The organism is Polaromonas jejuensis NBRC 106434, from assembly GCF_001598235.1.
Taxonomy (GTDB): domain Bacteria; phylum Pseudomonadota; class Gammaproteobacteria; order Burkholderiales; family Burkholderiaceae_C; genus Polaromonas; species Polaromonas jejuensis.
Map to the genome: position 1 here is coordinate 1 of NZ_BCYO01000015.1, position 26,401 is coordinate 26,401.

The 26,401-nt window shown below is 60.8% G+C and carries 29 protein-coding genes and 2 tRNA genes; 13 read left to right on the forward strand and 18 right to left on the reverse strand.

Features of this window, described 5'->3' with window-relative positions; genetic code table 11:
• Positions 1-52: 52 nt before the first annotated feature.
• From rpoZ to PJE01S_RS16075, 3 genes are read right to left on the reverse strand one after another with little or no spacing between them, the layout of a single operon-like run.
• Complete coding sequence (gene rpoZ / locus PJE01S_RS16065) at positions 53-256, reverse strand: DNA-directed RNA polymerase subunit omega (protein ID WP_068834658.1); 204 nt, start codon at positions 254-256, stop codon at positions 53-55.
• 24 nt (positions 257-280) lie between these two features.
• The gene (gene gmk / locus PJE01S_RS16070) at positions 281-901 is read right to left on the reverse strand and encodes a guanylate kinase (RefSeq protein ID WP_068834659.1); all 621 of its coding nucleotides are present in this window, start codon (positions 899-901) and stop codon (positions 281-283) included.
• A 43-nt stretch (positions 902-944) separates the two neighbouring features.
• Complete coding sequence (locus PJE01S_RS16075) at positions 945-1,862, reverse strand: YicC/YloC family endoribonuclease (protein ID WP_068834660.1); 918 nt, start codon at positions 1,860-1,862, stop codon at positions 945-947.
• A 69-nt stretch (positions 1,863-1,931) separates the two neighbouring features.
• Here PJE01S_RS16075 and PJE01S_RS16080 point away from each other — a divergent pair, with 69 nt between their 5' ends.
• The 6 genes from PJE01S_RS16080 to PJE01S_RS16105 all read left to right on the forward strand — a co-directional run bounded on the left by PJE01S_RS16080 (position 1,932) and on the right by PJE01S_RS16105 (position 6,928).
• Positions 1,932-2,939 carry a serine/threonine protein kinase gene (locus tag PJE01S_RS16080; protein ID WP_068834661.1) on the forward strand — a complete coding sequence of 336 codons (1,008 nt, stop codon included), beginning with the start codon at positions 1,932-1,934 and terminating at the stop codon, positions 2,937-2,939.
• The gene (locus PJE01S_RS16085; RefSeq protein WP_068834662.1) at positions 2,936-3,838 is read left to right on the forward strand and encodes a PP2C family protein-serine/threonine phosphatase; all 903 of its coding nucleotides are present in this window, start codon (positions 2,936-2,938) and stop codon (positions 3,836-3,838) included. The genes PJE01S_RS16080 and PJE01S_RS16085 overlap by 4 nt, the downstream gene beginning before the upstream one ends.
• Before the next feature lie 134 nt (positions 3,839-3,972).
• A complete protein-coding gene (gene rph, locus PJE01S_RS16090; protein ID WP_068834663.1) occupies positions 3,973-4,701 on the forward strand; it encodes a ribonuclease PH in 729 nt (242 codons plus the stop codon).
• 44 nt (positions 4,702-4,745) lie between these two features.
• Positions 4,746-5,357 carry an RdgB/HAM1 family non-canonical purine NTP pyrophosphatase gene (rdgB, locus tag PJE01S_RS16095; protein WP_068834664.1) on the forward strand — a complete coding sequence of 204 codons (612 nt, stop codon included), beginning with the start codon at positions 4,746-4,748 and terminating at the stop codon, positions 5,355-5,357.
• Positions 5,358-5,535: 178 nt separating this feature from the next.
• Complete coding sequence (gene hemW / locus PJE01S_RS16100; protein WP_245660815.1) at positions 5,536-6,699, forward strand: radical SAM family heme chaperone HemW; 1,164 nt, start codon at positions 5,536-5,538, stop codon at positions 6,697-6,699.
• Positions 6,700-6,715: 16 nt separating this feature from the next.
• Positions 6,716-6,928 carry a hypothetical protein gene (locus tag PJE01S_RS16105; RefSeq protein ID WP_068834666.1) on the forward strand — a complete coding sequence of 71 codons (213 nt, stop codon included), beginning with the start codon at positions 6,716-6,718 and terminating at the stop codon, positions 6,926-6,928.
• Positions 6,929-7,134: 206 nt separating this feature from the next.
• On the opposite strand, the gene PJE01S_RS16110 is transcribed toward PJE01S_RS16105, so the two are convergent.
• The 9 genes from PJE01S_RS16110 to PJE01S_RS16150 all read right to left on the reverse strand — a co-directional run bounded on the left by PJE01S_RS16110 (position 7,135) and on the right by PJE01S_RS16150 (position 12,639).
• Positions 7,135-7,210: transfer RNA gene (locus tag PJE01S_RS16110), tRNA-Ala, on the reverse strand.
• 181 nt (positions 7,211-7,391) lie between these two features.
• Positions 7,392-7,479: transfer RNA gene (locus PJE01S_RS16115), tRNA-Ser, on the reverse strand.
• An 88-nt stretch (positions 7,480-7,567) separates the two neighbouring features.
• A complete protein-coding gene (gene ureG, locus PJE01S_RS16120; protein ID WP_068834667.1) occupies positions 7,568-8,224 on the reverse strand; it encodes an urease accessory protein UreG in 657 nt (218 codons plus the stop codon).
• Positions 8,225-8,262: 38 nt separating this feature from the next.
• On the reverse strand, positions 8,263-8,964 hold the full coding sequence (locus PJE01S_RS16125; protein ID WP_068834668.1) for an urease accessory protein UreF: 702 nt from the start codon (positions 8,962-8,964) through the stop codon (positions 8,263-8,265).
• Positions 8,965-8,977: 13 nt separating this feature from the next.
• A complete protein-coding gene (ureE, locus tag PJE01S_RS16130) occupies positions 8,978-9,631 on the reverse strand; it encodes an urease accessory protein UreE (protein WP_068834669.1) in 654 nt (217 codons plus the stop codon).
• A gap of 8 nt (positions 9,632-9,639) precedes the next feature.
• The gene (gene ureC, locus PJE01S_RS16135) at positions 9,640-11,358 is read right to left on the reverse strand and encodes an urease subunit alpha (protein WP_068834670.1); all 1,719 of its coding nucleotides are present in this window, start codon (positions 11,356-11,358) and stop codon (positions 9,640-9,642) included.
• Positions 11,358-11,663, reverse strand: coding sequence for an urease subunit beta (locus PJE01S_RS16140; RefSeq protein WP_068834671.1), 306 nt, complete (start codon positions 11,661-11,663; stop codon positions 11,358-11,360). The genes ureC and PJE01S_RS16140 overlap by 1 nt, the downstream gene beginning before the upstream one ends.
• A gap of 13 nt (positions 11,664-11,676) precedes the next feature.
• Complete coding sequence (locus tag PJE01S_RS16145; protein WP_068834672.1) at positions 11,677-12,297, reverse strand: HupE/UreJ family protein; 621 nt, start codon at positions 12,295-12,297, stop codon at positions 11,677-11,679.
• 39 nt (positions 12,298-12,336) lie between these two features.
• Positions 12,337-12,639 (reverse strand): urease subunit gamma, encoded by a 303-nt coding sequence (locus PJE01S_RS16150; protein WP_068834673.1) that lies wholly within the window; start codon positions 12,637-12,639, stop codon positions 12,337-12,339.
• 158 nt (positions 12,640-12,797) lie between these two features.
• Between PJE01S_RS16150 and PJE01S_RS16155 the strand changes: the two genes are divergently transcribed.
• The 4 genes from PJE01S_RS16155 (at position 12,798) to infA (ending at position 18,229) form a co-directional block, all read left to right on the forward strand.
• Positions 12,798-16,313: a hybrid sensor histidine kinase/response regulator gene (locus PJE01S_RS16155; protein WP_068834674.1), complete on the forward strand. Its 3,516-nt coding sequence runs from the start codon at positions 12,798-12,800 to the stop codon at positions 16,311-16,313.
• The gene (locus PJE01S_RS16160) at positions 16,297-17,310 is read left to right on the forward strand and encodes a response regulator transcription factor (protein WP_068834675.1); all 1,014 of its coding nucleotides are present in this window, start codon (positions 16,297-16,299) and stop codon (positions 17,308-17,310) included. Before PJE01S_RS16155 ends, PJE01S_RS16160 begins: the two co-directional genes overlap by 17 nt.
• Positions 17,311-17,665: 355 nt before the next feature.
• On the forward strand, positions 17,666-17,905 hold the full coding sequence (locus PJE01S_RS16165; protein ID WP_068834676.1) for a hypothetical protein: 240 nt from the start codon (positions 17,666-17,668) through the stop codon (positions 17,903-17,905).
• Positions 17,906-17,971: 66 nt separating this feature from the next.
• Positions 17,972-18,229, forward strand: coding sequence for a translation initiation factor IF-1 (gene infA, locus PJE01S_RS16170; RefSeq protein ID WP_068834677.1), 258 nt, complete (start codon positions 17,972-17,974; stop codon positions 18,227-18,229).
• A gap of 46 nt (positions 18,230-18,275) precedes the next feature.
• Here infA and PJE01S_RS16175 read toward each other — a convergent pair whose 3' ends face one another.
• The 3 genes from PJE01S_RS16175 to PJE01S_RS16185 form a co-directional block, all read right to left on the reverse strand.
• Complete coding sequence (locus PJE01S_RS16175; RefSeq protein WP_157090362.1) at positions 18,276-19,619, reverse strand: dicarboxylate/amino acid:cation symporter; 1,344 nt, start codon at positions 19,617-19,619, stop codon at positions 18,276-18,278.
• A 170-nt stretch (positions 19,620-19,789) separates the two neighbouring features.
• Positions 19,790-20,359: a glutathione S-transferase family protein gene (locus PJE01S_RS16180; RefSeq protein ID WP_068834679.1), complete on the reverse strand. Its 570-nt coding sequence runs from the start codon at positions 20,357-20,359 to the stop codon at positions 19,790-19,792.
• Between the two features lie 26 nt (positions 20,360-20,385).
• The gene (locus tag PJE01S_RS16185) at positions 20,386-21,000 is read right to left on the reverse strand and encodes a DUF502 domain-containing protein (RefSeq protein ID WP_068834680.1); all 615 of its coding nucleotides are present in this window, start codon (positions 20,998-21,000) and stop codon (positions 20,386-20,388) included.
• 388 nt (positions 21,001-21,388) lie between these two features.
• Here PJE01S_RS16185 and PJE01S_RS16190 point away from each other — a divergent pair, with 388 nt between their 5' ends.
• Together PJE01S_RS16190 and PJE01S_RS25240 are read left to right on the forward strand one after the other, a co-directional pair.
• Positions 21,389-21,763: a hypothetical protein gene (locus PJE01S_RS16190; RefSeq protein WP_174548549.1), complete on the forward strand. Its 375-nt coding sequence runs from the start codon at positions 21,389-21,391 to the stop codon at positions 21,761-21,763.
• On the forward strand, positions 21,760-21,933 hold the full coding sequence (locus PJE01S_RS25240; protein ID WP_157090363.1) for a hypothetical protein: 174 nt from the start codon (positions 21,760-21,762) through the stop codon (positions 21,931-21,933). Before PJE01S_RS16190 ends, PJE01S_RS25240 begins: the two co-directional genes overlap by 4 nt.
• Before the next feature lie 212 nt (positions 21,934-22,145).
• Here PJE01S_RS25240 and PJE01S_RS16195 read toward each other — a convergent pair whose 3' ends face one another.
• The 3 genes from PJE01S_RS16195 to PJE01S_RS16205 form a co-directional block, all read right to left on the reverse strand.
• On the reverse strand, positions 22,146-22,529 hold the full coding sequence (locus tag PJE01S_RS16195) for an EF-hand domain-containing protein (RefSeq protein ID WP_068834681.1): 384 nt from the start codon (positions 22,527-22,529) through the stop codon (positions 22,146-22,148).
• Positions 22,530-22,781: 252 nt separating this feature from the next.
• Entirely contained in the window at positions 22,782-23,537 is a 756-nt protein-coding gene (locus PJE01S_RS16200; RefSeq protein WP_068834682.1) for an enoyl-CoA hydratase/isomerase family protein, read from the reverse strand.
• A gap of 54 nt (positions 23,538-23,591) precedes the next feature.
• Entirely contained in the window at positions 23,592-24,296 is a 705-nt protein-coding gene (locus tag PJE01S_RS16205; protein WP_068834683.1) for a TetR/AcrR family transcriptional regulator, read from the reverse strand.
• A gap of 231 nt (positions 24,297-24,527) precedes the next feature.
• Between PJE01S_RS16205 and PJE01S_RS16210 the strand changes: the two genes are divergently transcribed.
• Positions 24,528-26,150, forward strand: a complete 1,623-nt coding sequence (locus PJE01S_RS16210) for an AMP-binding protein (protein WP_084389597.1) — start codon at positions 24,528-24,530, stop codon at positions 26,148-26,150.
• Positions 26,151-26,401: the final 251 nt, after the last annotated feature.

The window sequence follows — 26,401 nt, forward strand, 5'->3', positions numbered from 1 at the left end:
AAGGCCATAAAAAAAGCACCGGGTTACGGTGCTTTTTCCAGAGCTATTGGGGTCAGTTGGGTACTTTTTTCAACATTTCCAGGCCGATCTTGCCATCAGCGATTTCGCGCAGGGCGGTCACGCCGGGCTTGTTTTTGCTTTCGATCTTCGCGGCATGGCCCTGGCTGAGCATGCGGGCGCGGTACGTGGCGGCCAGAACAAGCTGAAAGCGGTTGGGGATTTTTTCGAGGCAATCTTCGACGGTAATGCGGGCCATGGTGATCTCCGGTGTGATCGTAACTTAGGGAATTTGAAGGGCCTCGAAAGTCTCGGCGCGGGCACGTCGCTGGGCCGAAAACTTGAGCCGCTGGGCATGCACAATGGTTTTCAGGTCGAAAACTGCCCGCTCAAACAACTCGTTGATTATAACGAAGTCGAATTCCCGGGCCTGAGCCATCTCCGTGGCGGCATTTTTAAGCCGCAATTCGATCACCTCGGCGCTGTCCTCACCCCGGCGCTGCAGGCGGGAGCGTAACTCCTCCCAGCTCGGGGGAAGTATGAATATCAGCACCGCGTTCGCGAAAATCCGCTTGATATTGATGGCGCCCTGAAAATCAATTTCAAGAATGACGTCGGCACCATGGGCAACCCGCTCTTCGATGGTCTGGCGCGAGGTGCCGTAACGGTGGCCGTGGACATTCGCCCACTCCAGAAAGGCATCGCGCTGCACCATGCCGTCAAATTCTTCGGGAGACAGGAAGAAATACTCGCGGCCATGTTTTTCCTGCCCGCGCGGCGGCCGGGTGGTGTGTGACACGGCAGGCTGGATCGCTGAATCCAGCTCCATCAGCGCCTTCACCAGGCTGGATTTGCCCGCGCCACTGGGGGCGGCTACAACAAATAGATTTCCGGGATAGTCCATGCGTACTGACTCTTTTCTGCTATAAATTTTGTAGTAATTGGCGTCACTCGATGTTCTGCACCTGCTCACGAATCTGCTCGATCAGCACTTTCATGTCCACGGAAATGCGCGTCAGCTCCAGCGAGGCGGATTTGGAGCCCAGGGTGTTGGCTTCGCGGTGCAGCTCCTGGATCAGGAAGTCCAGGCGCTTGCCCAATTCACCGCCGTCGGCGAGCAGGCGGTCAATTTCATCCAGGTGGGACGACAGGCGGGTGATTTCCTCGGCCACGTCAATCCGGATGGCAAAGGCGGTGGCCTCGGTCAGCGCCCTGTCCTGGGCGATTTCGGGCAGGGTCGCGCTTTCCGACAGGGCCATGGCCTCTTTCCAGCGCTCCAGGAAACGCGCCTTCTGCTGCTCCACCAGCTTGGGAACCATGGGTACCGCCAGCTTCGCCAGGGCGCGCAATTGCCCGGTGCGGTCGAGCAGCATGTCCGCCAGGCGGGCGCCTTCGCGCTCCCGGGCCGCCATCAGTTCCGTCAGGGTCTTTTTTGCCAGTTTGAGCAGTTCCGGGCTGTGGTCATGCGGTTTTTTGTCTTCATTGGTCGCGAGGCGCAGGACATCGGCCACGCTGAGCGCTGCGGCCTGCGGCAGCCACGACTTGATGCTGTCTTCCAGGGAGCCCAGGCGCTGCAGGGTGGCCGACGAGGGCGCACGCAGGTTGCTGGCCGATGTGCTTTCAAGCGAGACCCGCACCTCCACCTTGCCGCGTTTGAGTTGACCGGTCAGCAGCTCGCGCAGGGCGGGCTCGGCCTGCCGCAACTCATCGGGAAGGCGAAAAGCCAGGTCCAGGAAGCGGCTGTTCACGGAGCGTATTTCGACACCCAGCCGGGAGTTGGCGTCCGGGCTTGACTCAGTTTCCAGGGCCGACTGCGCCGTGCTGGATTGCACGGTTGCATAACCCGTCATGCTGTAAACTGACATTTGCTGATACGCTTTATAAAGAGAGAGAACAAGACTTGCGTGACATCGTCACCAAGCTCATCCCAAATTATGTCAAAGGTCAAGCCTGCACCGTTGCCGCCCGACACCGTCATTGGTGGCTATCGTGTTGTGCGAAAGCTCTCGGCCGGCGGGTTTGGTGTAGTTTACTTGGCCGTGGACAACGAAGGCCAGCAGATCGCCATCAAGGAGTACCTGCCGGCTTCTCTGGCCAGCCGCGCGGCCGGTGAGTTGCTGCCGCAGGTTCAGCCTGACAAGCTCTCGCTGTACCGCCTGGGGCTCAAGAGTTTTTTTGAAGAGGGCCGCTCGCTCGCCCAGATCTCGCACGGCTCGGTGGTGAGCGTGCTGAATTTCTTCCGCGAGAACGAAACCGTTTACATGGTCATGAACTACCTGGAGGGCGGGACCCTGCAGGACTTCATCATCACGGCCCGCGAGCTGAAAAAGCAGAAAGTGTTCCGCGAGTCGACCATTCGCTCGCTGTTTGACGAAATCCTGCGCGGACTGCGCATCGTGCACCAGCACAAAATGCTGCATCTGGACATCAAACCCGCCAACATCTTCATCACCGACGACAACCGGGCCGTGATGATCGACTTTGGCGCGGCCCGCGAGGTGCTGAGCAAAGAGGGCAATTTCATCCGCCCCATGTACACGCCCGGGTTCGCCGCCCCTGAAATGTACCGGCGCGATTCGTCGATGGGACCCTGGACCGATATTTATGCGATTGGCGCCTGTATTTACGCCACCATGCAGGGCTACCCACCCAATGATGCGCCGCAACGCCTTGAAAAAGACCGGTTGTCGCTGGCCTTGTCGCGCCTGCGGGGTGTTTACTCGGATAACCTGATTGAAGTCGTCGAGTGGTGCATGTCGCTGGACCCGCTGTCCCGGCCCCAGTCGGTATTTGCCCTGCAAAAGGAGTTGAGCCGGGAAGGTGAACGTCGCTACACCAAGCTCACTGTCAGCGAAAAGGTACGTCTCCAGTTTGACAACATGGTGTCCGATACCAAAAAAACCGCGCGCAGAGCCACCGACCTTGCGACCAAGTTCAAATGAAATTCTCTGTCTTTCAGGTGAGTCGCAGGGGCGGGAGGGAAAAAAACGAAGACCGCATGGGCTATTGCTACACGCGTGAATCGGGCCTTTTCGTTCTGGCCGACGGCATGGGCGGCCATCCCGAGGGCGAAGTGGCGGCCCAGCTGGCGCTGCAGACCATTTCCGCGCTGTACCAGCGGGAAGCGCGTCCCACCATCAGGGACACGGTGGAGTTTCTGTCGGGCGCCGTGATGGCGGCCCATCACCAGATCATCCGCTACGCCAGTGAAAAAGGCATGCTCGACACGCCCCGCACCACGCTGGTGGCGGCCATCTTGCAGGGCAGCGGGGCCACCTGGGTGCATTGCGGGGACTCGCGCCTGTATGTCGTGCGTGATGGCGAACTGCTGACGCGCACGCGCGATCACTCCTACCTGGAGCAGCAAAGCGCCGGGGTGATCAAGCTGGAGCACATCAATCGCAACATTCTTTTTACCTGCCTGGGTTCGCCGACCAAGCCTATTTTTGACGTCGCGGGCCCCGTGGTCCTGCAGCAGGGCGACAAGATGCTGCTGTGCTCTGATGGCTTGTGGAGCAGCCTGGGTGACGCCGAAATTGTCCGTCAACTGGCCGGCAAAGGCGTGTCTGTCGCGGTCCCCGACCTGGTCGAAAATGCCTTGCGCATCGGTGGCACGCACAGCGATAACGTGACGGTTCTTGCCATGGAGTGGGAAACGCCGGATGCGTTTGAATCCACCCGCGGCGTGTCGACCGACGACATCATGGATGGTGTGTTTGCCTCCACGATTCAGGCCGGCGTGCTCGACAATATGGTCGATGACCTCGACGAGGCCACGATCGAAAGGTCGATCGCTGAAATCAACGAGGCGATACGCCGATCGGCCACCAGAAAAACCTGAATCCCAGGGTTTGAATTCGGGGCTTGACTGCTGCGGCGCGGGTGAGAGTGCCGCGGTGCCCTATTTTTATCTCTCTTTTTCACCATCAAGTCCGGCGTTTTCTGTCAAAAAGCCATTCAAGAAAGCCATTCATCATGAGTCAGTTTGAACGAAGCGGCGCCCGTGCGACCGATGCCCTGCGCCCCGTGTGCATCACCCGCCGCTACACGGCCTATGCCGAAGGTTCGGTACTGATTGAATTCGGCGGCACCAAGGTGCTGTGCACCGCCTCCGTCGAGGAAAAAGTGCCGGGCCATAAAAAGGGCAGCGGCGAAGGCTGGGTGACGGCCGAATACGGCATGCTGCCGCGCGCCACGCACACGCGCAGCGACCGGGAAGCGGCCCGCGGCAAGCAAAGCGGCCGCACCCAGGAAATCCAGCGCCTGATTGGCCGCTCCATGCGCTCCGTGTTTGACCTGAAAAAACTGGGTGAACGCACCATTTACCTTGATTGCGACGTGATTCAGGCCGATGGCGGCACCCGCACGGCCAGCATTACCGGTGCCTTTGTGGCTGCGCAGGATGCCGTCAACCAATTGCTGGCCGACGGCAAGATACTGCAAACGCCTATCCTCGACCACGTGGCAGCCATCTCGGTGGGCATTGTGCAGGGCACGCCCCTGCTCGATCTGGAATACACCGAAGACTCGGCCTGCGACACCGACATGAATGTGGTCATGACCGGCGCCGGCCACTATGTGGAAGTGCAGGGCACGGCGGAGGGCGCCGCTTTTTCGCGCCAGGAAATGGACGCCCTGCTGGTGCTGGCCGAAAAAGGCATCGCCGAGCTGATCGCCCTGCAGAAGAATTCGCTATTGAATTAATAGCTGATAGCGCTTTACCATCAAGGGTTATAGCCTTGTTTCTTATGAAAATCGTACTTGCATCGAATAACCAGGGCAAGCTCGCCGAGCTGCAGGCCATGCTGGCCCCCCTGGGCCTGGAATTGCTGAGCCAGGCCGAGCTGGCCATCCCCGAAGCCGAAGAGCCATTTCGCACCTTTGTGGAAAATGCACTCAGCAAGGCCCGCCATGCGTCACGGCTTAGCGGCCTGCCGGCCCTGGCCGACGATGCCGGCCTGTGCGTGGAGGCTTTTGGCGGCCTGCCCGGCGTGGACACGGCGTTTTATGCCACGCAGTTTGGCTATGCCAAGGGCGATGCCAACAACGTCAAGGCCTTGCTGGAGCAGATGGCCGGCCTGACGGAGCGCTCCCAGCGCCGCGCGGCGCTGGTCAGCACCCTGGTGGCGGTGCGTTCGGCGGACGATCCCGAGCCCTTGATTGCGTCCGGACGGGTGGCTGGTGAAATTGCGCAGCAGCCCATGGGCAGCAACGGATTTGGCTTTGACCCGGTGATGTTCATCCCCGAGTTTGGTCAAACCTTTGCGCAGCTGCCTGTGAGCGTGAAAAACGCCAACAGCCACCGCGGCAAGGCCGCGCGCCAGATGATGGCGCTGATGCGCGAGCGCTGGATAGCATGATTCACCCCGTGGCTTTGCGCACTTCGTGTCGCAGCCTCCCCCTCAAGGGGCGACACCTGCGGCCCGGCGAAGCCGGTTCCGCGGTGTCCGCTGGCCGGCGCTGCGACTGGTGCAAGGCCTCGTACCTGTTATATGCATTCATTGACCTGAGCCGATCGTGAAAGACATTCAGCACTACATGCGCAGCGGCACGCTGCAGCTGGCGGCGTTGCCGCCGCTGTCGCTCTATGTGCACCTGCCCTGGTGCCTGAAAAAATGCCCTTACTGCGATTTCAACTCGCATGAGGTGGCGGGCGAGATGCCCGAGCAGCGCTACATCGACGCGGTGGTGGCCGATCTGGAGGCTTCGCTGCCTTTGGTCTGGGGCCGCACGGTGCACAGCATTTTTATTGGCGGCGGCACGCCCAGCCTGTTTTCGCCGCAGGCCATTGATCGCCTGCTGGCCGATATCCGGGCGCGCCTGAAGCTGACGCCGGATTGCGAAATCACCCTGGAGGCCAACCCCGGCACCTTTGAAAAAGACCGTTTCCGGGCCTTTCGCAGCGCCGGGGTGACGCGCCTTTCCGTGGGGGTGCAGAGTTTTGATGACCGCCACCTCAAGGCCCTGGGCCGCGTGCATGACCGTGCCCAGGCGATTGCCGCCGTGGAAGAAGCGGCTCAGGCCTTTGACACCTTCAACCTCGACATCATGTATGCCTTGCCCGGCCAGACGCTGGAAAGCCTGGAGCAGGACATGCGGCAAGCCCTGGCGCTGCAGCCGCCCCATATCTCGATTTACCACCTGACGATTGAGGCCAACACCTATTTCGCCAAATTTCCGCCGGTGATTCCCGAGGAAGACATGGCTTACGCCATGCTCGACAAGATCACCGAGATGACCGGGGCTGCGGGGCTGCAGCGTTATGAAGTGTCGGCCTACGCCAAACCGGGCCACCGCTGCTTTCACAACCTCAATTACTGGCAGTTTGGCGATTACCTGGGTATTGGTGCCGGTGCCCACAGCAAGCTCAGCTTCGCGCACCGGGTGGTTCGCCAGGTTCGCTTTCGTGAGCCCAAGCTCTACATGGAAAAAGCCCTGGCAGGCGACGCCGTCACGCAGGAAACCGAAGTCGCCCGCGCCGACTTGCCTTTTGAATTCATGCTCAATGCCTTGCGGCTCAGGGATGGCTTCAAATTGCAGGATTTTGCTGACAAGACAGGTCTGCCCCTGAGCGCCATCCAGAAGGGGCTGGAAGAGGCCGAACGCAAGGGTTTGATAGAGCGCGATTTTGTCCAAGTCAAGCCGACCGAGCGCGGCTTTGATTTTTTGAACGACCTGCAATCATTATTTTTGACAGAGTAAGCGGCAGCGCGACCTTATGGAAACTACGGGCATCATTTTTTTCGTTATCAGCGGTGCGATCTGCTTGGGGCTGGGACGCATCTTTGTGCATTTTCGGGATAAAAAGCGCAGCAAGCAGGCGCAGGAGCGGCAGGCCCAGGTCCTGCGTGACCGGCCGGCCGAGACCGAATCCAGAAACAAGAGCAAACGCAAGCGGCAGCAGCTTGAGAAGCGGGCCGGAAAGCCCTAGGGGCGCCGGGGATTCCGACGAGCTCAAGCGACAATCACGCAACCCTCAAGAAAGCCAATGACCGCCGAATATTTGATGACCCAAACCGTAATGCTGGCCTACCGGTGGGCAGCTTACGCGCTGCTGAACCTGGTCGATGATGCCGCGATGCTGGCGCTGGTGTTCTGCTGAGGGAGTGAGCCCCGCCGTCAAGTACCGATGTTGTCTGGTGGAGAGGAGGAGGATCGAACTCCCGACCTCTGCATTGCGAACGCAGCGCTCTCCCAACTGAGCTACCTCCCCAACGGAAAAAGTCTAACAGCAAAGGTGAGTCCGCGACAAGTGCATGCCCGGAACGTCTTGCCGGCATGGCCCATGCCGTGTCATGGCGGTGCCCGCTGACGCGGCTGGCGAAATCAGTTCCCGCGTAGAGGGTAAGCAAGCCCCAATGAAAACGGCCCCGCGCGAGGGCCGTTTTGCTGTGTGGCGGAGACTGTGAGATTCGAACTCACGGACGGTTGCCCGTCGGCAGTTTTCAAGACTGCTGGTTTAAACCACTCACCCAAGTCTCCAAAAATCCAGGGGTCGCGCAAGCGATCCGAAGCCCGATAGTTTAACCGCTGGGCAGGCGGGCGGCGGGGCAGGCCCGGAAAAATAGCGTCAGGCCGCCTGCAGCATGCCCTTGGTTTCGATGAATGCAATCACCTCGGCCAGGCCGGTATTGGTTTTGAGATTGGTCATCACAAAGGGTTTCAGTCCCTTGGGCGTGGTGCGCATGCGGATGGTGTCGGCTTCCATCACGCCCAGGTCGGCGCCCACGTACGGGGCCAGATCGATTTTGTTGATGACGAACAAATCGCTCTTGGTGATGCCGGGGCCGCCCTTGCGCGGGATTTTTTCACCGGCGGCCACGTCGATCACATAGATGGTGAGGTCACTCAGCTCCGGGCTGAAAGTGGCGGCCAGGTTGTCGCCGCCGGATTCGACGAACACCACATCGGCATCGGGAAAATCCACCAGCATGCGGTCGATGGCTTCCAGGTTGATGGAGGCGTCTTCGCGTATGGCCGTGTGCGGGCAGCCGCCCGTTTCCACGCCCATGATGCGTTCGGCGGCCAGCGCGCCGCTGACCGTGAGCAGTCGCTGATCTTCCTTGGTGTAGATGTCGTTGGTGATGGCCACGAGGTCGTATTTGTTCTTCATGGCCTTGCAAAGCATTTCCAGCAGGGTGGTTTTACCGGAGCCGACGGGCCCGCCTATGCCCACGCGAAGGGGCGGCAGTTTTTTGGTGCGGTTGGCGATGTGGTGCAAGCTCATGGGGTGAATACCTTGAAAAAACTGGGTGAAGCGCCCGGCTAGGAGCGGAACAGCCGTGAATACTGGGTTTCGTGCTGCGAGGAAAGAATCGCCAGCATGGGTGAAAAAGCCTGGCGTTCGCCGTCTGAAAGCTGCATGGCCGCTTCAACCGCAGGAGGAATGTCTCGGCTCAGCTGCGCCAGCATGCGCTGTCCGGCGCTTTGCCCCAGCGGTACGGATTTGAGCGCGGCCTGCATCATGTTCTCGGCCCAGCCAAATGCGTAGGCCAGCAGGCAGTCGCGCACACCGGCTGCGGTCTGCGAGGCCGCCAGTGCAAACGCGACCGGATAGGTGGGCTGCAAGCGGGCGCAAGCCTCAATGTGTTCGGCATTGGCGCCGTCATGGTTGCGCAGCCAGTCCAGCAGCGAGCGCCCCATCTGCTCCGCCTGCAGCCGCAGTTCGCTGGTTTCCCGCGTGTGCAGCACCCAGTCGTTAAGCTGCCGGACGTGGAGCAGGTCGCCTTCGCGCCAGGCGGGGATGGCCTGGGCAATGACGGCAAGGTCCCCGCGTGCCAATGTCAGCTGGAGCTGGTCGCTGAGCCAGTTGGATGCTATGCTTTCTGTAGCTACTCCCGACCGTTCCACGGCGGCCTCAAGCCCTTCCGAGTAGGAAAATCCGCCCACGGGCAAAGCCGGGGAGGCCAGCCAGATCAGCTGGAGCAGGCTGGGTGCCGGCAAGGGTTCCGCGGGCTGGGTAAGCATTCGCAGACCTGACTCAGTGGCTGTGGGGCTTGTGCTTGTGAATTTGAATGGCAACCGGTTTCGTTGTCTCGGGCCGCGCATGCTCGTGGTCATGATTGCAGTCAGGTCCGTGGACATGAATGGGCACGGATATGACTGGGGCGGCAGGCGCGGTAAGGGAGCCATGGGCGTGTTCGTCACCCGCGGCGTGGCTGTGGGCATGACCATGGCCACCCGCGCTGTACGCACCCCCTTCGGGCTCAAATGCCTCCTCAACCTCCTGCACGATCAGATGCATGGCACGCAGCATGTCGGCCAGCACGTGGTCGGGTTCAATCTTCAGGTGATCGGGCTTGAGCTCGATCGGAACATGGCGATTGCCCAGGTGGTAGGCCGCGCGGGTCAGATCGAAGGGCGTGCCATGGGTCGTGCAGTGCGCGATGCGCAGCACAGCCTGCGGCGCAGCAATCACTTTGACCATGGAGCCGTCTTCGGCCACCAACACGTCCCCGCCGCGCACCAGCGTGCCGCGCGGCAAAAACACGCCGAGCTGGCGGCCCAATGAGTCGGTCGCATCAAAGCGACTTTTTTGGCGCACATCCCAGTCGAGTTCGACGGTGGCGGCGCGTTTGACAAGCACAGGGGCCAGGCCGGCGCCCTGTGCAATGATTTTGGAAACTTGAAGCATCAGGTTCGTTAGAAAAGAAAATAGCGTTGCGTCATGGGCAGGCTGCTGGCGGGTTCGCAAGTCAGCAGTTGCCCGTCCGCACGAACCAGGTAGGTCTGGGCGTCGACTTCCATCCTGGGCAGGTAGTCATTGTGGACCATGTGCTGCTTGCGCACGCCGCGTATGTTTTTCACCGCGCTCAGCGTTTTGGCCAGGCCAAAGCGTTCCTTGATGTCAGCGGACAGGCCTGCCTGCGATACGAAAGTGAGGGAGCCTTTGGCAATGGCACCGCCGAAGCCGCCAAACATGGGCCGGTAATGCACCGGCTGCGGCGTGGGGATCGATGCATTCGGGTCGCCCATGGCGGCCATGGCGATCAATCCGCCCTTGAGGATGATAGAGGGCTTGATGCCGAAAAATGCCGGCTTCCAGACCACCAGGTCGGCCCATTTGCCCTGTTCCACCGAGCCGACCTCGTGCGAGATGCCATGCGCAATCGCCGGGTTGATGGTGTATTTGCTGATGTAGCGCTTGGCGCGGAAATTGTCGTTGCGCTCCGTGTCGCCGGGCAGTTTGCCGCGCTGCTGCTTCATCTTGTGCGCGGTTTGCCAGCAGCGGATGATGACTTCACCGACACGGCCCATGGCCTGGCTGTCGGAGCTGAACATGCTGATCGCGCCCAGGTCATGCAGGATGTCTTCGGCGGCAATGGTCTCCTTGCGGATGCGGCTTTCGGCAAAGGCCAGGTCTTCGGCAATGCCCGCGTCCAGGTGGTGGCACACCATCAGCATGTCCACATGCTCGTCCAGCGTGTTGACGGTGTAGGGCATGGTCGGGTTGGTGGAGGAGGGCAAAAAGTTGGGCTCGCCCACCACCCGCAAAATATCCGGCGCATGGCCGCCGCCCGCGCCTTCGGTGTGAAAGGCGCAGAGCGTGCGGCCCTTGGTCGCCGCAATGGTGTTTTCGACAAAACCCGACTCGTTGAGCGTGTCGCTGTGAATCGCCACCTGGGTGTCGGTTTCTTCCGCCACGTCCAGGCAGTTGCTGATGGCGGCCGGTGTGGTGCCCCAGTCTTCATGCAGCTTCAGGCCGATCACCCCGGCGTTGATTTGTTCGTGCAGTCCAGCGGGCAGGCTGGCGTTGCCCTTGCCCAGAAAGCCGAGGTTCATGGGAAAGGCATCGGCCGCCTGCAGCATGCGCTCGATGTTCCAGGGGCCGGGCGTGCAGGTGGTGGCAAAGGTGCCGGTGGCCGGGCCGGTGCCGCCTCCCATCATGGTGGTGATGCCGGAAGCCAGGGCTTCTTCGATCTGCTGCGGGCAGATGAAGTGGATGTGCGAGTCGATGCCGCCCGCGGTGACGATCATGCCTTCGCAGCTGATGATCTCGGTGCCGGGCCCAATGATGATGTCTACGCCCGATTGGGTGTCGGGGTTGCCGGCCTTGCCGATGGCGGCAATGCGCCCGCCCTTGAGGCCGATGTCTGCCTTGACAATGCCCCAGTGGTCCAGGATGAGCGCGTTCGTCATCACCGTGTCCATGGCGCCTTCGGCACGGGTTTTTTGCGACTGCGCCATGCCGTCGCGAATGGTTTTGCCGCCGCCAAATTTGACCTCTTCGCCGTAGCTGCCGGCGCGCAAGGTGTAGTCGGCTTCGACTTCGACCATCAGATCCGTGTCGGCGAGCCGAAGGCGGTCTCCCATGGTGGGGCCAAACATTTCCGCGTAGGCGCGGCGTCCAATCGTTGCCATCAGAGTTTTCCCTGTACCAAACCACGGAATCCGTAGACCTTGCGGCCACCGGCGAAATCCACCAGTTCAACCGTGCGCTGCTGGCCCGGTTCAAACCGCACGGCAGCACCTGACGCGATATTCAGGCGCATGCCGCGCGCCGCATCGCGGTCAAAACCCAGCGCTGCGTTGGTCTCCGCGAAGTGGTAGTGAGAGCCCACTTGTATGGGCCGGTCTGCCGTGTTTTGCACGACCACGGTCAGCGTGCGGCGGCCCGCGTTCAGTACATGGTCGGGGCCATCGGTCAACAGTTCGCCAGGAATCATGCCTTTGCTTCCTTCAGGCCAGTTGCGCGAGCAGCGTGACGCCAAATGCGGCGACGCCGGCACCTGCTGCACGCGGGATCCAGACGCTGTTGCGGCGCAAGGCCCAACCAAGCCCCAGACCCGTGGCGTGCAGCAGCAAAGTAGTTGTCAACATCCCCGCCAGCGGGGGCCAGGCGTCGGCGGCATCCGCCAGTTCATAGCCATGGGCCAGGCCATGGAACAGCGCAAATACGCCGACCAGCAGCGCCGCCGCCATGCCCGGTACGCGCCAGCGTGTCGCCACCAGCAGGCCGGTGACCAGCAGCGAGGCCGCAATCATGGGTTCAACGGCCGGGATTTGCACGCCCTGCAAGCCCAGGCTGGCACCCACCAGCAGCATGCTGGCGAAGCCCAGGGGGCCCCACACCAACTCTATCCCGGCGCGGCGCGCCGCCAGCGCGCTCCACAGGCCCACCGATACCATGGCAGCCAGATGGTCCAGGCCGGTCAGGGGATGGAAAAATCCCATCAGGAATCCGGGATGTGCATGGCCGTCAACGCCAGTGTGGGCTGCCGCGGCCAGCGGCAGCGCGGACACCAGTGCAAACAGCAGGCGGGACAGGCAAGTGGTTTGCGGCAAGCCGAAAAGGCGCATGGTGTTCTCCTGTTGAACTCTTAAAAGTGAAATGGGGATTCAGACGATGGGCTGGTGCACCGTGACCAGCTTGGTTCCATCGGGAAAGGTCGCTTCGACCTGGATGTCGGGGATCAATTCGGGGATGCCGTCCATCACGTCGGCGCGCGTCAGGATCGTACGGCCCTCGCTCATGAGCTGCGCCACGGTTTTGCCGTCGCGCGCACCCTCCATCACGGCGGCGCTGATCAGGGCGACGGCCTCCGGGTAGTTGAGCTTGAGGCCGCGGGCGCGGCGCCTCTCGGCCAGCAGGGCTGCCGTAAAAATAAGCAGCTTGTCTTTTTCTCGGGGGGTTAATTCCATGGGGCTCTTTCGGGCGGGCTACCTGCGTGGGGACGGTTGCCCGGGTGCAAGAATGGTGCCACAAGAGTCATGCCAGACCAAGCGGCCCGCAGGCACATGGCACAAAACCTGCACTGAAGGCTGCTCCTCACTTCGTCCTCGACGTACCCACCCAATCCATGGACGCCCCAGTCATGCCTTCGCTGCTGTCAGTCCGACCCAATGGGCCGCCGGCCTCGCCAGACGCGGAGGCCGGCTCCGACGTGGCGGTGCAGCGCATCATCAAGGTCAGGCGCGACTACAACAGCTGGGTGGCCAGTGAGACCATGGAAGACTACGCGCTGCGCTTTACGCCGCAGCGCTTTCGCAAATGGTCCGAATGGCGAGTGGCCAACACCGCGTTTGGCGCAGCCTCGTTCCTGGTGCTTGAGGCCGTGGGCGCCACCCTGCTGGTGAAATACGGCTTCACCAATGCCTTCTGGGCGATCGTGGCCACGGGCCTCATCATTTTTCTGGCCGGCCTGCCCATCAGCATTTACGCCGCGCGCTATGGCGTCGACATGGATTTACTGACCCGCGGCGCCGGCTTTGGCTATATCGGCTCGACGCTGACCTCGCTGATCTACGCGTCGTTCACCTTCATTTTCTTTGCGCTGGAGGCGGCTGTCATGGCCTATGCGCTGGACCTCGCCCTGGGTATTCCGCCCAGTTGGGGCTACCTGATTTGCGCGCTGGTCGTGATTCCGCTGGTCACCCATGGGGTGTCGGTCATCAGTCGGCTGCAGGTCTGGACGCAACCCTTGTGGCTGGTGATGCTGGTGGTGCCCTTTGTTTATGTGTTTTTGCGCGATCCCGCTGCTTTTTCGGACGTTGTGCACTACGGTGGTGAGAAGGGCGTGGGTGGTGAATTCAATTTGCACCTATTTGGTGCCGCACTCACAGTGGGTATCGCACTGATCACCCAGATGGGCGAGCAGGCCGACTATTTGCGCTTCATGCCGGTGCAGACCCGCGCCAATCGCTGGCGCTGGTGGGGCGGGGTGCTGGCGGGCGGGCCGGGCTGGGTCTTGCTGGGCGTGGTCAAGATGCTGGGGGGCTCGCTGCTGGCCTACCTGGCGATTTCCAATATGGTGCCGCTGGACCGGGCCGTGGACCCCAACCAGATGTACTTGGCCGCCTATGAGTACGTGTTCCCCCATTACGGGCTGGCGGTGGCGGCCACCGCGCTGTTCGTGGTGGTGTCCCAGCTCAAGATCAATGTCACCAACGCCTACGCCGGCTCGCTGGCCTGGTCCAATTTTTTCTCGCGCATCACGCACAGCCACCCCGGCCGGGTGGTATGGGTGGTGTTCAACACACTCATTGCCTTCATGCTGATGGAGATGAATGTGTTTCAGGCACTGGGCGATGTGCTGGGCCTGTATTCCAATATTGCGATCGCCTGGGTCATGGCCGTGGTGGCGGACCTGGTGATCAACAAGCCGCTGGGTTTGTCACCGCCGGGCATCGAGTTCAAACGCGCCCATCTTTACGACATCAACCCGGTCGGTGTCGGGGCCATGGCCCTGGCTTCGCTGCTCTCGGTGACGGCCCATCTGGGGCTTTACGGCGAACTGGCGCAGGCGTTTTCGGCGGTGATCGCCATGGCCACCGCGTTTGTGACGGCGCCGCTGATTGCCTGGGCGACGAAGGGACGTTATTACATTGCGCGGGGTTCGGAAACGGCGGGCGGTGACGGCCCCTACAAGCGCTACGCCACGCAGAACTGCGTCATTTGCGAACGTGCGTACGAAGGCCCCGACATGGCGCATTGCCCCGCTTACCAGGGCCCCATTTGCTCACTGTGCTGCACGCTGGACGCGCGCTGCGGCGATTTGTGCAAGCCGCACGCCAGCCTCTCGGCCCAGTGGTCGGCCGCGCTGCGCTGGCTGCTGCCGCGCCGCGCCTGGCCTTACCTCGACACCGGGCTCGGCCACTTTTTGCTGCTCATGCTGATCATCGTGCCGCTGCTGGCCAGCGTGTTCGGTTTGCTTTACCACCAGGAGATGGGCGCGCTGGTGGACATGGCCCCCTCCGAATCGGCCTTGCGTTCGGGCTTTCTGAAAGCCTACATGGCGCTGCTGGTCATTGCCGGGCTGGTGGCCTGGTGGCTGGTGCTGGCGCACAAGAGCCGGCAGGTGGCGCAGGAGGAGTCGAACCGCCAGACCCATCTGCTGATGCGCGAAATCGAATCCCACCGGCAAACCGACGAAGCCCTGCAGCAGGCCAAGCGCATGGCCGACCAGGCCAACCAGGCCAAGAGCCGCTACATCAGCGCGATCAGCCATGAGTTGCGCACACCCCTCAACAGCATTCTGGGCTATGCCCAGCTCATGGGGGAGGACAGCGCCATACCGCCGCACCGCAAGCAGGCGGTCAATGTCATCAAGCGCGGCGGCGAGCATCTGCTGTCGCTGATTGAGGGCACGCTGGATATCGCCCGCATTGAGGCGGGCAAGCTGACGCTCAACGTCAAACCCATGCAGTTTGCAGATTGCGTGCACGAAATGGCCGGCATGTTTGAATTGCAGGCCACCGCCAAGGGTTTGGGCTTTCGCTTCGAGGCCAGCGGCAACTTGCCCGAGCTGGTGCGTGCCGATGAAAAGCGCGTCCGGCAGATCCTCATCAACCTGCTGGGCAATGCCATCAAGTTCACCTCAGCCGGTCAGGTGTGCTTCAAGGTGCACCATGCGCGTGAGATGGCCCATATTGATATTGAAGACACGGGGCCGGGTATGGACGAGGCGGAGCTGGCGCAGATTTTTGAGCCTTTTGCGCGTGGCAGTACGGCCGGCCACGGTGCCGCGGGCACATCCGGTGCCGGTCTGGGTCTGACGATCGCCAAAATGCTGACCGACCTGATGGGCGGCGACATGACCGCGCTCAGCACGCCGGGTGAAGGATCGGTATTTCGCGTCCGGCTGTTTCTGCCGGAAGTGCATGTGCCCGCGGGTGCAGCGCAAGGGACTCAAGCCCGGCCCGCGCGGCGCCGGCCGCGTGGCTACGACGGAGCCCGCCGTAAGCTGCTGGTGGTCGACAATGAGGAACCCGATCGTGAATTGCTGGTGCAGTTGCTTCAACCCATGGGCTTCGAGTTGCGCACCGCGGCCAGCGGCCACGACTGCCTGGATCTGCTGGCGGCGGGCTACCGGCCCGACGTGATCTTCATGGACCTGGCCATGCCCGGCATCGACGGCTGGGAGACGCTGCGCCGCGTGCGCAGCGCTGGGCTCACCGGCATTCACCTGGCCATCGTCTCGGCCAATGCCTTCGACAAGGGCCTGGACAACGACGTGGGCATACGTCCTGAAGATTTCATACTGAAGCCGGTGCGCCATACCGAGCTGATCGACTGGCTGGAGCGACGCCTGGCCCTGAGCTGGCACTATGAGCCCCCGCCCGCAATAGCCGCCATGCCGGCGGAAAACGCTCAGCCACCCGTTTTACCTGAGCCGACCCAACTGGCCGCGCTGCGGGAAGTGGTCGGGCTTGGTTTTTACCGCGGCATCATGAACAAACTGGCGGAGATCGAAACGCAGCAACCCGCTGCCGCTGCCTTTGTGGAGGAAATGCGTACGCTGGCGCGGCAGTTCCAGTTCGAAGCCATGAGCCGTCAGCTCACCAGCCAGGAGCCCGGTCATGACCAGCGCGCTTGACGTCGAACAGACACTGGACCGCGCCAATAGCGATGTCGTGCTGATCGTTGACGATGTGCCCGACAACCTGTCGGTGCTGCACGATGCACTCGATGAGTCAGGCTATACCGTGCTGATCGCCACCAGCGGAGAAGCCGCGCTTCAGCGCGCGCAGCAGGCCTTGCCCGACATCGTGCTGCTGGATGCCATGATGCCCGGCATGGACGGGTTTGAAGTGGCCCGGCGGCTGAAAGCAGCGCCCGAAACCGCGCATATTCCCATCATCTTCATGACCGGCCTCACGGAAACCGAGTACCTGGTGGCCGCCCTGGAGGCCGGTGGCGTGGACTACGTGACCAAACCCATCAAGCCCAAGGAAGTGATGGCGCGCATGGGGGTGCATCTGCAGGGCGCACGCCGTGCCAGGCAGGAGGCACGCCAGGCGGGCCAGGCGCGCAATGCGCTGGATGCGTTTGGCTATGCCAGCATCACGGTGCGAATGAATGGTATGGGCGATGGCAAGCTGATCTGGCAGACGCCGCTGGCGCGGGATCTGCTGATGCGCTACTACGGGACGTCCGCGCCGCAGACGCCGGAGCCGGTTTTGCAATGGCTGCGCCGTCATTTGGCGGAAGCCGGGCGCCAGATCGAGCCGCCGCGCCTGGCGGTGGAGCAGGGGCCGCGCCGCCTCACATTCAGGCTGCACCAGCAGACGGGCGATGGTGACGGCGATGGCGGCGGCGACTGGCTCATCGTGATGCGCGAAATCTCCGACGATGCCGTGATCGAGGCCATGAGCCTGAGCTTCAAGCTCACCGCCCGCGAGGCCGAGGTGCTTTATTGGGTGGTCAAGGGCAAAATAAATCGCGATATCGGCGACATTCTGGGCGCCAGCCCCGCCACGATCAAAAAACACCTGGAGCGGGTTTACGCCAAACTGGGCGTGGAAACCCGCACGGCGGCCGCCGGCATGGCCGTGAACCGGATCAGGCTGCTGCACCCGCAGTTTGAGTGCTGAAAATACGCGCCGAAAGACGAAATGACCTTGTTTTGGCCTCTCGGTTACAATAGCTTATTCGGTAAACGCATCAGCTTTTTACATCGAAGCCCTTGTTACCCCAGGCTTCCTTCTCAAATGCGGCGCTTCTCAGAGCCCGGATTCACAGTGTTTTCAGTGCCCATACAGCCCTGAACCCTCTCAGCACTGTTCTATTCTCCTAGCGAGCACTTCTTCCCAACGGTGCCCACTCGTGGCTCAACCAGTTCAGGCCTTTCAAGAGGCCTGGCGGGTAGAAACCGAACACTCGCTGGCTTGTTCGCAAGCCGTTTAGGCTCTATTAATCAAGCCGGGAAAAATACCCGGCGCAGACTTTATGAATATTAATTACAACAACATATCGGTGGGCAGGTACCTGGTCTCCCCGCTTGCCAAGCAGCAGGGCGAAGGCCGCTACGCTGCATCGGTCTCCATCCGCTCCGGCCGCGGCAGTGGCACGTATGATCGCGTCTTGCGCTTTAACGGGCTTTTTGACAGCGCGGCAGCGGCCGTGCATTACGCCACCGAACACGCAATGGGCTGGATCCTCGAACGCTCATCGCCGGCTTGCGCCTGACGCGCGGCTGGCCTTGTCGGGGGTTGGCCTCATATACAGTTTTTTCAATTCTGAAGGAGTTACATCATGGCTAAAGAAGAACTCATTGAAATGCATGGGCTGGTCGACGAAGTCCTGCCCGATTCGCGCTTTCGCGTCACGCTCGACAACGGTCACAAGCTCGTGGCCTACACCTCCGGCAAGATGCGCAAAAACCATATCCGCATTCTGGCGGGCGACCAGGTGTCGCTCGAGCTGTCGCCTTATGACCTGAGCAAGGGCCGGATTACTTTCCGTCACATCGCAGGCCGCGGACCGGGCCCTGCTCCGCGCCAGACCCGTTAAGCCGGCCAGCCAACCCAAGCGCACCTCGTGCCGGCGCAGGCTGTCATCAGCGTGGAGTTGCCATGTGCGCCGTTTTCTTGTCCAGCATGGCTTCCGGTTCCTGGGCTTCTACCCAGGTCTCGTTGTTCAAGCCGGCCCTGAGCCGATCGGTATCCAGTTCATCCGTCCACTTGGCCACGACCAGGGTGGCCACGCCATTGCCTATCAGGTTGGTCAGCGCCCGCGCTTCCGACATGAAGCGGTCTATGCCCAGAATCAGTGCCAGACCGGCCACAGGCACCGTACCCACGGCGGACAGCGTGGCGGCCAGCACAATGAAGCCACTGCCGGTGATGCCGGCCGCGCCCTTGGAGGTGAGCAGCAGCACCGCCAGCAGCGTCAACTCCTGCATGAGCGTCATCGGCGTGTTGGTAGCCTGTGCAATGAACACGGCCGCCATGGTCAGGTAGATGGACGTGCCGTCGAGGTTGAACGAATAGCCGGTAGGAATCACCAGGCCCACCGTCGTTTTCTTCGCGCCCAGGTTCTCCATCTTTTCCATCATGCGCGGCAGCACCGACTCGGATGAGGAAGTGCCCAGCACGATCAGCAGTTCTTCCTTGATGTACTTGATGAACTTCCAGATGCCGAAGCCGTGAAGGCGGGCAATCAGGCCCAGCACGCCAAAAATGAAGATCAGGCAGGTCAGGTAGAAGGCTCCCATCAGCTTGCCAAGCGAAAACAGACTGCCTACACCGTATTTGCCGATGGTGAAAGCCATGGCGCCAAAAGCACCAATGGGCGCCACTTTCATGATGAAACCGACAATGGTGAACAGCACATGCGAGGTTTTCTCGATGAAGTCAAACACCAACGTGCCGCGGCCGCCGAAGCGGTGCAGCGCAAAGCCGAACATCACGGCAATCAGCAGCACCTGCAGAATCTCGCCCTTGGCAAAAGCATCCACCAGCGCCGTCGGGATGATGTTGAGGATGAAGTCGGTGGTGCCCACCATCTTGCCGGGGCCGGTGTAAGCGGCAATGGATTTGGTGTCCAGCGTGGACGCGTCGACGTTCATGCCTGCACCGGGCTGGAAAAGATTGACCAGTACCAGGCCAATGATCAGCGCAAAGGTGCTGACCACTTCGAAGTAGAGCAGGGCCAGCCCCCCCGTCTTGCCCACTTTTTTCATGTCCTCCATGCCGGCAATGCCGATCACCACGGTGCAGAAGATGATGGGGGCGATCATCATCTTGATCAACTTGATGAAACCGTCTCCCAGTGGCTTCATTTCCGCGCCCAGCGCAGGGTAAAAATGTCCCAGTGCCACGCCGACAATCACGGCGCACACCACCTGAAAGTAAAGCGAACGGTAGAGAGGGAGTTTTTGGCGTGTTGTCGTAGTTTTCATGGCCAGTTCACATCAGCCGATGTGGCGTTGATGAAGGAACGGCCCAATATAGCCCTGTGAAAAAGCTTGTCCATGCTGGATGCTTATTTTCACAAAAGTTACTTAATATCACACTCTCAGGCTGACGCCTCCCGTGCCGGCGAGCCGTGATTTTGCGGCGTGCCAGGCCCTTAAAACTTCATGGCGGCAGTCCGTGCGGCCAGGCGATCCATGTAGGCCTCCAGCTTGGGCCGGCCGCTGGGGATACCCCAGTGTCGCTGCCACATGAACATGGCGCCTATCATGATGTCGGCCAGCGTGAACTGTTCGCCAAACAGGTAGGGTCCGTTGCCCAGTTCTGTTTCCACGACATCCTTGACGGTCTCAAAGTCGGTCCAGCCGCGTTGCGCGGGCGTTTCAAGCTTCATCAAATGGTCGCCCATGGACGGCTCCAGCTGTGAGGTGGAATACACCATCAGGGACAGGAATCGCCCCCGCTCCGGCGAGCCGGTGGCAGGTGCCAGGCCGGCCTGCAGAAATTTTTCGGCCAGGTACAAACCGATGGCGGCATTTTCAAACAGCCTGGCCTCGCCATCCACCAGCGCCGGCAGCTTGCCCGCCGGGTTGATCTTTAAAAATGCCTCGGTCTTGTGCTCGCGCTTTTCAAGGTCAATGGGCACGATTTCATAAGTGGCGCCGCACTCGTCCAGCATCCATTTGGCAACGGCGGCCCGGCTTTTGGGATTGAAATAAAGCTGCATGCAAAACCTCCATTTCCGGTGATGTATCAGCCTTGATGGCCGGCATTGCCGGCGCCGGCTGTCGGGCGCGCCATCCAGGCAATCAGCGAGGAACGCATGGCCTCCTCGACCGACATATTGATGGGCTGCACCCAATCCGAGGGGACAAACACCGTGTAGCCGCCAATCATGTAACCCATGGGCAAATACACGGCCACCCGTTCGCCGGGCAAAAACCCCTGTGGCAAATCGGCAAAACTGCGGCGCGTGATGAGGCCCACCATTTCCATGGCATGGCCCGGCATGCGCAGTATCACCACACTTTGTTCGCCCTGTTTGCCGGCGGGCGAAAAGTAGTCGGCAAAACTTTTGAGTGACGAGTAAATGCTTTTAACGACCGGCAGGTTGGTAAAGGGAAACTCGGCAAATGACAGCAGTTTGCGCACGCTTTGCCTGGACACCAGGTACCCAATCAAAAGAATGCTCACGACGCCGAAAACCAGGCCCATGCCCGGCACATAAAAGCTGCCGACCAGGGGGCGCAACATCCACAGTGTGGCCGCTTCCATCGAGGCCAGAAAAATGTAAAGAAGGTACAGCGTCAAGACCACCGGCAGGGTGGTCATGAGGCCCCGAAAGAAGTATTTGTACAGGCTTTTCATGAATGTTTTTGTGTGGGGCCCAAATGCATAGCGCCGTGGCTTGTTTTCCTGCGCAATATACCCATTTCATGTGACGTGACTCAAGGTGGGTGGTATCGGTTCTGTCCTACATTTCATCCCAATGAAGCACGGTTGCACATTGCTGCCTTTGGCCTAAAGTAGCTTATCGACGATGACATCCCTTTGTTGTGCTGCCGCCCCCCTGTTTGATCCGAACCAGCTGCAGAGATGAAAACGATGAATCATGTGCCTGACACACCGTTGCCGTCCGCGTCGGCTACAAATCAGGCTGATGTATTTCACGGCCCAGGCTGCAGTCCCCGGGGCAACGGCGACACCCACCTATCCCGCTTATCCCAACGCCTGATATTTTGAGAGGTCTTGTCCCATGAGCCATTCCACACTGGTCAACACTCAGCTCAACACACCCTTGCGTACTTTGGCCCTGACGGTTGAGGAAGCCGGGCGGGGTGAGTTTCGCTGGCGTATTCTGGAGAGCCACGGCAATCCCCAGGTGTTCGAGCCGGTTTCCTGTTCCGATACCAGTTTTTCAGCGTATGACACCGCATTGGCTACCGGCTATGGCGAGTTGCAGCGCCTGATCGGCCCCGACTTGCAGTATGGCCCGCGTCAGGATGCCGATAGTGACGCCGCGCTCATCCGTCTTGCCGCTGCGCAGGCGCCGAAAGCGCCGGCCGCCAGTCCGTCTGCGGACCACCGGCCGGTCAATGGCGGCGGCATCAAACCGGGCATGTCTGCATGAAACCCGACCTGGAGTCCGCATACGCGCGTATGCGCGCAGAGCTGGAACACTTGCTGGCGGAGCCGGTCAAGGATTTTCCGAAAATTGACGCGCTCATAGACCAGCTTGAGCAACTCCAGCTCGCCATCAAGGGCGAGCATGGCCTCAAGGGCAACAACCCGAACGAGTAGCGGCCCGTCGCGCCCAAAGAGCACCGAGCTGAGCGGCTGGCCTCGCCCAGCCCTGAGGACAATCGCATCTCCCTCGGCTGCGTCGTCGTGCCGGTGGACTTTCATGAAACGGTGGTGGCCCCGGTGTTCAACAAAAGTTATGGCGTGGTCTATGTGCTGCCCGAAACCCAATCCGTGCACTTTTCGTTCATGGTTCGAGGAGACAGGCCAGCCTATTTGGACTTTCCGCCGTTCATGGCGTTGTCAAATTCTTCGCGAGACAAGAAGTTGTCCTTGTTGAGGTCGGCTTCGTCAAAGTACTTGGCCACGCCGCGAAAGCCCGCCGCTTCCTCGCGGCTGATCTTGCCGTCATGGTTGGCGTCGATAAAGTTGAACGCACGCTCCAGCTCTTGCGCGCTGTAGCGGGGCGCCGCCGGGGTTTGCGATGCCGTTGCTTGCGGGGCAGGTGCAGCGGGCTCGGCGGTCTGGGCATGTGCGCCCGGGGCCAACAGGGCCGCTGCAGCGCTCAGCGTGAGCATCGTGGCGCGCAAATAAAAACGAGGTACATTGAAGCGCGAAGAGGTCTGGTCTGCTGCGGTTGCTTCGGGAATAGGCATCAGTTTTTTTTGAGAAGAAGTTAGACATGAGTACCATTGAAGGCCAAGCGCTACCTTAGCGCCAGTGTACTTGCAGGGTGTTTCCCCGGTTTACATGCCAAGCGGGCGCGGGACACATTTCTTTGCGTGGTATGGTTTTGTGGAGTCTGCCCATTTTGAGCCCAGTCAATTCCCAGCGCGTGCCAGCGCGCACCGATCACGCGGCGGCCTTTAGCGTCGCCAGTTAAATTCGTGTGTTTGCAGCGCTGATCGCTATTTGCTGGCAAAGCCGGCCACACGCCTTCTCGTGTCCTCATGGCCCATGGCGCTTGAGGTGGCATCCGCTTCGAGTTGCAAAGCCGCCGCGAGCTGGCCCGATAGCTGCATGTTCACCATCTTCTTCAGGCGGGACACTGTGAATGTCGAACGCTCGCTGATCCTTTGCGCCAATTCGATGGCCGTGCTCAGAACGTTTTCCTTGGGCACCACGCGATTGACTAGTCCCAGGCCGTGCAGTGCAGCCGCACTTTGTTTTTCACCCAGCAGCCACAACTCCATGGCCCGCTGGTACCCGACAGCCCGCGGCAGGAGATGGGTCACCCCGCCCGTCACGAACTGCCCCCAGGCCATCTCGGGAAAAAAACACAGCAAATCCTCAGAAGCGACCACCATGTCGCAGTTCAGCACCCACTCGAAGCCGCCGCCCACCGCATAGCCCTGGATGGCACCGATGACGGGTTTTCCGCTGAACATAATGTCGCGGGTCACCTGCTGAATCCTGTCAACATAGTTGGACGTGCCTTCTGCGGTCGCCGTTTGTTCGGAGAACTCCTTCAGGTCGTCGCCGGCGCAAAAGGCGCGGCCCGCACCGCAGAGAACGATGGCCTTGACCTCGGCATCATGCTGGGCTCGCAGGAATGTGTCGTGCATGTCATCGAGCATGGGCCCGCTAATGGCATTCAGTCGCTCCGGGCGATTTAGCGTGACGATGGCGACCGGGCCCTGTTTCTCAAAAAGTACTCGCGACATTCTTCTGTCTCCTCGTGGTTCCCGCGCAAGCGGGAGGGTGAATGGATGGGGTGCTCAGGCGGAAAATTCCTTGGCGAAGGCCTGGTTCCAGATGAACGTCAAGGTGGCCACGACGTCGTCCAGATCGCCCGCCACATCGGCGACGTCTTTATCCTCATAGAGATAGATGTAGGCCAGGTACTGGTCCACCATGCCGCCAAGGGCATAACAGCGCTTGCGCAGGTCGCGGTCGGATGTTTTTTTGCCGCTCAGGCCTTTGCGCTTCTTCTTGATCGAACTGACTACCGTTTCAATCCAGGCCGTGTTGAGTGCCTGCAGAATCTTTTTGGCATCCGGAAATGCCTCATAGTGGTTCAGCAGACATTTCATCAGTCCGCGGTTCTGCTCGAACAGCCGGCAATAAGCCCTCGTCGAAAGTTCGACCGAGTCCGCGTGCCCGTCACGAGCGCGAGTCGCCTCCATCGTTCTGCTTCTCAGGAAGGCAACGAAATCGGATAACAAGGAGCTGAGCAACTGGTCGCGGTCCGGGAAGTATTGGTAGAACGTCCCCTGTGCGATTTCGGCGCGCAGGCAGATGTCCTGGACTTTCAGGCCAGAGAGCGCAAGCTCCTCCAGCAGCGCGCAGGCAGCCCACCGGATGCGAATCTCGGTTCGTATGCCTTTGCGAAGGCCTTCCTGGCCGGATTGGAGCAGCAGCACATCCCTGTAAGCCAGAGGGGTGTCGACGTCACTGTTATTGGCAATGGTGATAGGGGTCATCAAATATTTCCGGGTAGGCTCGGCCAAGCATTGCTCTTAAATAAAACTGACGTCATAATCATATTTGTATTGCGCCGTTAAATCAAGCACCGATTTCTTAACCCCTTCAGTTCATATGCCCGCAGCCCTCCGCCACCGCTCCATCTTTCGACTGGATTTGTTTGCTTCCGCCCTTTTCACGGAAGAGGCGACAGACGTTAATGCGCATGCCTGCTGCAACGGGGTGCCGGCATGAGCGCGTCAAAAGAACAGGGCAGGGGTGGCGGAGCCGTCTGGAAAGCCCCGCATAGCGCGTCTTTGGGCGAAGAGCTGCGCAAGGCGGCTGCCGAAGCGCCCGACAAGGTATTCATCAGGATGGTCCAGGGCGAATGGACTTATCGCCAGGTCGATAGCGAAACCGATCTGGTCGCAGCGGGGCTGGCTCGGCTCAAGGTGCAGCGCGGGCAGAACGTGACCCTGATGCTGCCCAACTGCATAGAGTTCGCCATCGCCTGGTTTGCGCTTTCCAAACTGGGCGCCGTGACCGCGCCGGTCAACACCTCTTTCAGGGGAGCCGCTCTTGCCAATGCCATCAACCTGGTCAAGAGTCGGCTGGTGCTGGTTCATGCGTCGTTGTTGCCGCAGCTGCGGGAGGTACTGCAGGAGCTGGGCAGCATCGAAAACATCGTCGTGGTGGATGAGGTGGGAACGCCGCCAGAGGAGGGCGGGCGGCCTGTTATTGCCTATGTCGAGCTCAGGAAGCATGGATTGCTGGAGACCGCGTCGCTCTCGCCGCCGGTCAGGTTTTCCGAGCTTTCCCTGCTGCTATATACCTCAGGGACCACCGGCCGGTCCAAGGCGGCCATGATTTCGCATCGCTTCGTCCTGGGCCAGGCCGGCGTGGTCATTCAGGGCTTGGGCCTGCGCAGCGATGACGTGCTGTATTGCCCGTATCCGATGTTTCACCTCGACGCGGCCGTCATGACCATCGCGCCTGCGCTGCTTTTGCGCGGAGTGGCCGCCATTGGCGAGAAGTTCAGCGTTTCCCGGTATTGGGACGAAGTCCGCGCGTTGGGCGCCACCGTGTTCGATTTCATGGGCGCCACGCTGACCATGCTCTGGAAGCAGGCCCCCAAGCCAAACGATAGAGACAATCCCGCGCGCCTAGGCTGGGGCGTTCCGCTGCCGGCCTGGGCGCCGCAATTTGAAGAGCGTTTTGGTTGCCGGCTGGTGGAGCTCTATGGCCTGACCGAGGCGGGGACCATGATTTACACGCCGCTGGATAAGCCTCGAAGACTGGGTTCTTGCGGCAAGCCCGCAGGCCCGTTTGAGGTGCAGCTGGTCGACGAGGATGGCACCGCAGTGCCGGCGGGTGGCGCTGGCGAACTTGTCATACGCGCCACGCAGCCATCCCTGCTCATGGATGGTTATTTCGGCATGCCCGAGGAAACCCTCGCGGCGTTTCGCAATCTCTGGTTTCACACCGGCGATGTGCTGCGCGCGGACGAGGACGGGTACCTCTACTTTGTTGGCCGCCGCAAGGACGTTGTCCGGCGCCGTGGCGAAAACATTTCGGCAGCCGAAGTCGAAATGGGGGTGGAAGGCCATCCCGATGTACTGGAGTGCGCCGTGATTGGCGTGCCCAGTGACATGACCGAGGAGGAGGTGATGGTGTGCGTCGTGGCGCGGGAGTCGGCCGGGCTGACGCCGCAGGCGCTGGCGGATTTCTGCGCGACGCGCATGGCGCGGTTCATGGTGCCGCGCTACATCCGGTTCCTGCAGTCGCTGCCCAAAACACCGACTGACAAGGTCGAAAAATTCAGGCTTTTGCAGGAGGGCATCACTGCGGACACCTGGGACAGAGAAAAGAAATAAGCCTGCATCGGTCGTTCCCCGCTGCATCGCAGAGCCCGCATACAGAGTCCATTTCCCGGTTATTCGCTTTTTGGGGACGGACGCGGTGTCAGGTGAACGCGCGGCTGGGCGAGGTTTTGAGGATGTTTTAGTCCTCTAGCCCTTATGAATGCTGCGTGAATAGCTATGTTTTAGATAGTGAATGGGGTGGAGGTAAAGCAGTGTGACAACCACCACCGTAGCCCGCGCAGCCTCAACACCCACCGCAAGGG

Bases quoted from the DNA above. Each gene is read 5' to 3' on its own strand.
- rpoZ (WP_068834658.1), bottom strand. From the start codon at position 256: ATGGCCCGCATTACCGTCGAAGATTGCCTCGAAAAAATCCCCAACCGC.
- gmk (WP_068834659.1), bottom strand. From the start codon at position 901: ATGGACTATCCCGGAAATCTATTTGTTGTAGCCGCCCCCAGTGGCGCG.
- PJE01S_RS16075 (WP_068834660.1), bottom strand. From the start codon at position 1,862: ATGTCAGTTTACAGCATGACGGGTTATGCAACCGTGCAATCCAGCACG.
- PJE01S_RS16080 (WP_068834661.1), top strand. From the start codon at position 1,932: ATGTCAAAGGTCAAGCCTGCACCGTTGCCGCCCGACACCGTCATTGGT.
- PJE01S_RS16085 (WP_068834662.1), top strand. From the start codon at position 2,936: ATGAAATTCTCTGTCTTTCAGGTGAGTCGCAGGGGCGGGAGGGAAAAA.
- rph (WP_068834663.1), top strand. From the start codon at position 3,973: ATGAGTCAGTTTGAACGAAGCGGCGCCCGTGCGACCGATGCCCTGCGC.
- rdgB (WP_068834664.1), top strand. From the start codon at position 4,746: ATGAAAATCGTACTTGCATCGAATAACCAGGGCAAGCTCGCCGAGCTG.
- hemW (WP_245660815.1), top strand. From the start codon at position 5,536: ATGCGCAGCGGCACGCTGCAGCTGGCGGCGTTGCCGCCGCTGTCGCTC.
- PJE01S_RS16105 (WP_068834666.1), top strand. From the start codon at position 6,716: ATGGAAACTACGGGCATCATTTTTTTCGTTATCAGCGGTGCGATCTGC.
- ureG (WP_068834667.1), bottom strand. From the start codon at position 8,224: ATGAGCTTGCACCACATCGCCAACCGCACCAAAAAACTGCCGCCCCTT.
- PJE01S_RS16125 (WP_068834668.1), bottom strand. From the start codon at position 8,964: ATGCTTACCCAGCCCGCGGAACCCTTGCCGGCACCCAGCCTGCTCCAG.
- ureE (WP_068834669.1), bottom strand. From the start codon at position 9,631: ATGCTTCAAGTTTCCAAAATCATTGCACAGGGCGCCGGCCTGGCCCCT.
- ureC (WP_068834670.1), bottom strand. From the start codon at position 11,358: ATGGCAACGATTGGACGCCGCGCCTACGCGGAAATGTTTGGCCCCACC.
- PJE01S_RS16140 (WP_068834671.1), bottom strand. From the start codon at position 11,663: ATGATTCCTGGCGAACTGTTGACCGATGGCCCCGACCATGTACTGAAC.
- PJE01S_RS16145 (WP_068834672.1), bottom strand. From the start codon at position 12,297: ATGCGCCTTTTCGGCTTGCCGCAAACCACTTGCCTGTCCCGCCTGCTG.
- PJE01S_RS16150 (WP_068834673.1), bottom strand. From the start codon at position 12,639: ATGGAATTAACCCCCCGAGAAAAAGACAAGCTGCTTATTTTTACGGCA.
- PJE01S_RS16155 (WP_068834674.1), top strand. From the start codon at position 12,798: ATGGACGCCCCAGTCATGCCTTCGCTGCTGTCAGTCCGACCCAATGGG.
- PJE01S_RS16160 (WP_068834675.1), top strand. From the start codon at position 16,297: ATGACCAGCGCGCTTGACGTCGAACAGACACTGGACCGCGCCAATAGC.
- PJE01S_RS16165 (WP_068834676.1), top strand. From the start codon at position 17,666: ATGAATATTAATTACAACAACATATCGGTGGGCAGGTACCTGGTCTCC.
- infA (WP_068834677.1), top strand. From the start codon at position 17,972: ATGGCTAAAGAAGAACTCATTGAAATGCATGGGCTGGTCGACGAAGTC.
- PJE01S_RS16175 (WP_157090362.1), bottom strand. From the start codon at position 19,619: ATGAAAACTACGACAACACGCCAAAAACTCCCTCTCTACCGTTCGCTT.
- PJE01S_RS16180 (WP_068834679.1), bottom strand. From the start codon at position 20,359: ATGCAGCTTTATTTCAATCCCAAAAGCCGGGCCGCCGTTGCCAAATGG.
- PJE01S_RS16185 (WP_068834680.1), bottom strand. From the start codon at position 21,000: ATGAAAAGCCTGTACAAATACTTCTTTCGGGGCCTCATGACCACCCTG.
- PJE01S_RS16190 (WP_174548549.1), top strand. From the start codon at position 21,389: ATGAGCCATTCCACACTGGTCAACACTCAGCTCAACACACCCTTGCGT.
- PJE01S_RS25240 (WP_157090363.1), top strand. From the start codon at position 21,760: ATGAAACCCGACCTGGAGTCCGCATACGCGCGTATGCGCGCAGAGCTG.
- PJE01S_RS16195 (WP_068834681.1), bottom strand. From the start codon at position 22,529: ATGCCTATTCCCGAAGCAACCGCAGCAGACCAGACCTCTTCGCGCTTC.
- PJE01S_RS16200 (WP_068834682.1), bottom strand. From the start codon at position 23,537: ATGTCGCGAGTACTTTTTGAGAAACAGGGCCCGGTCGCCATCGTCACG.
- PJE01S_RS16205 (WP_068834683.1), bottom strand. From the start codon at position 24,296: ATGACCCCTATCACCATTGCCAATAACAGTGACGTCGACACCCCTCTG.
- PJE01S_RS16210 (WP_084389597.1), top strand. From the start codon at position 24,528: ATGAGCGCGTCAAAAGAACAGGGCAGGGGTGGCGGAGCCGTCTGGAAA.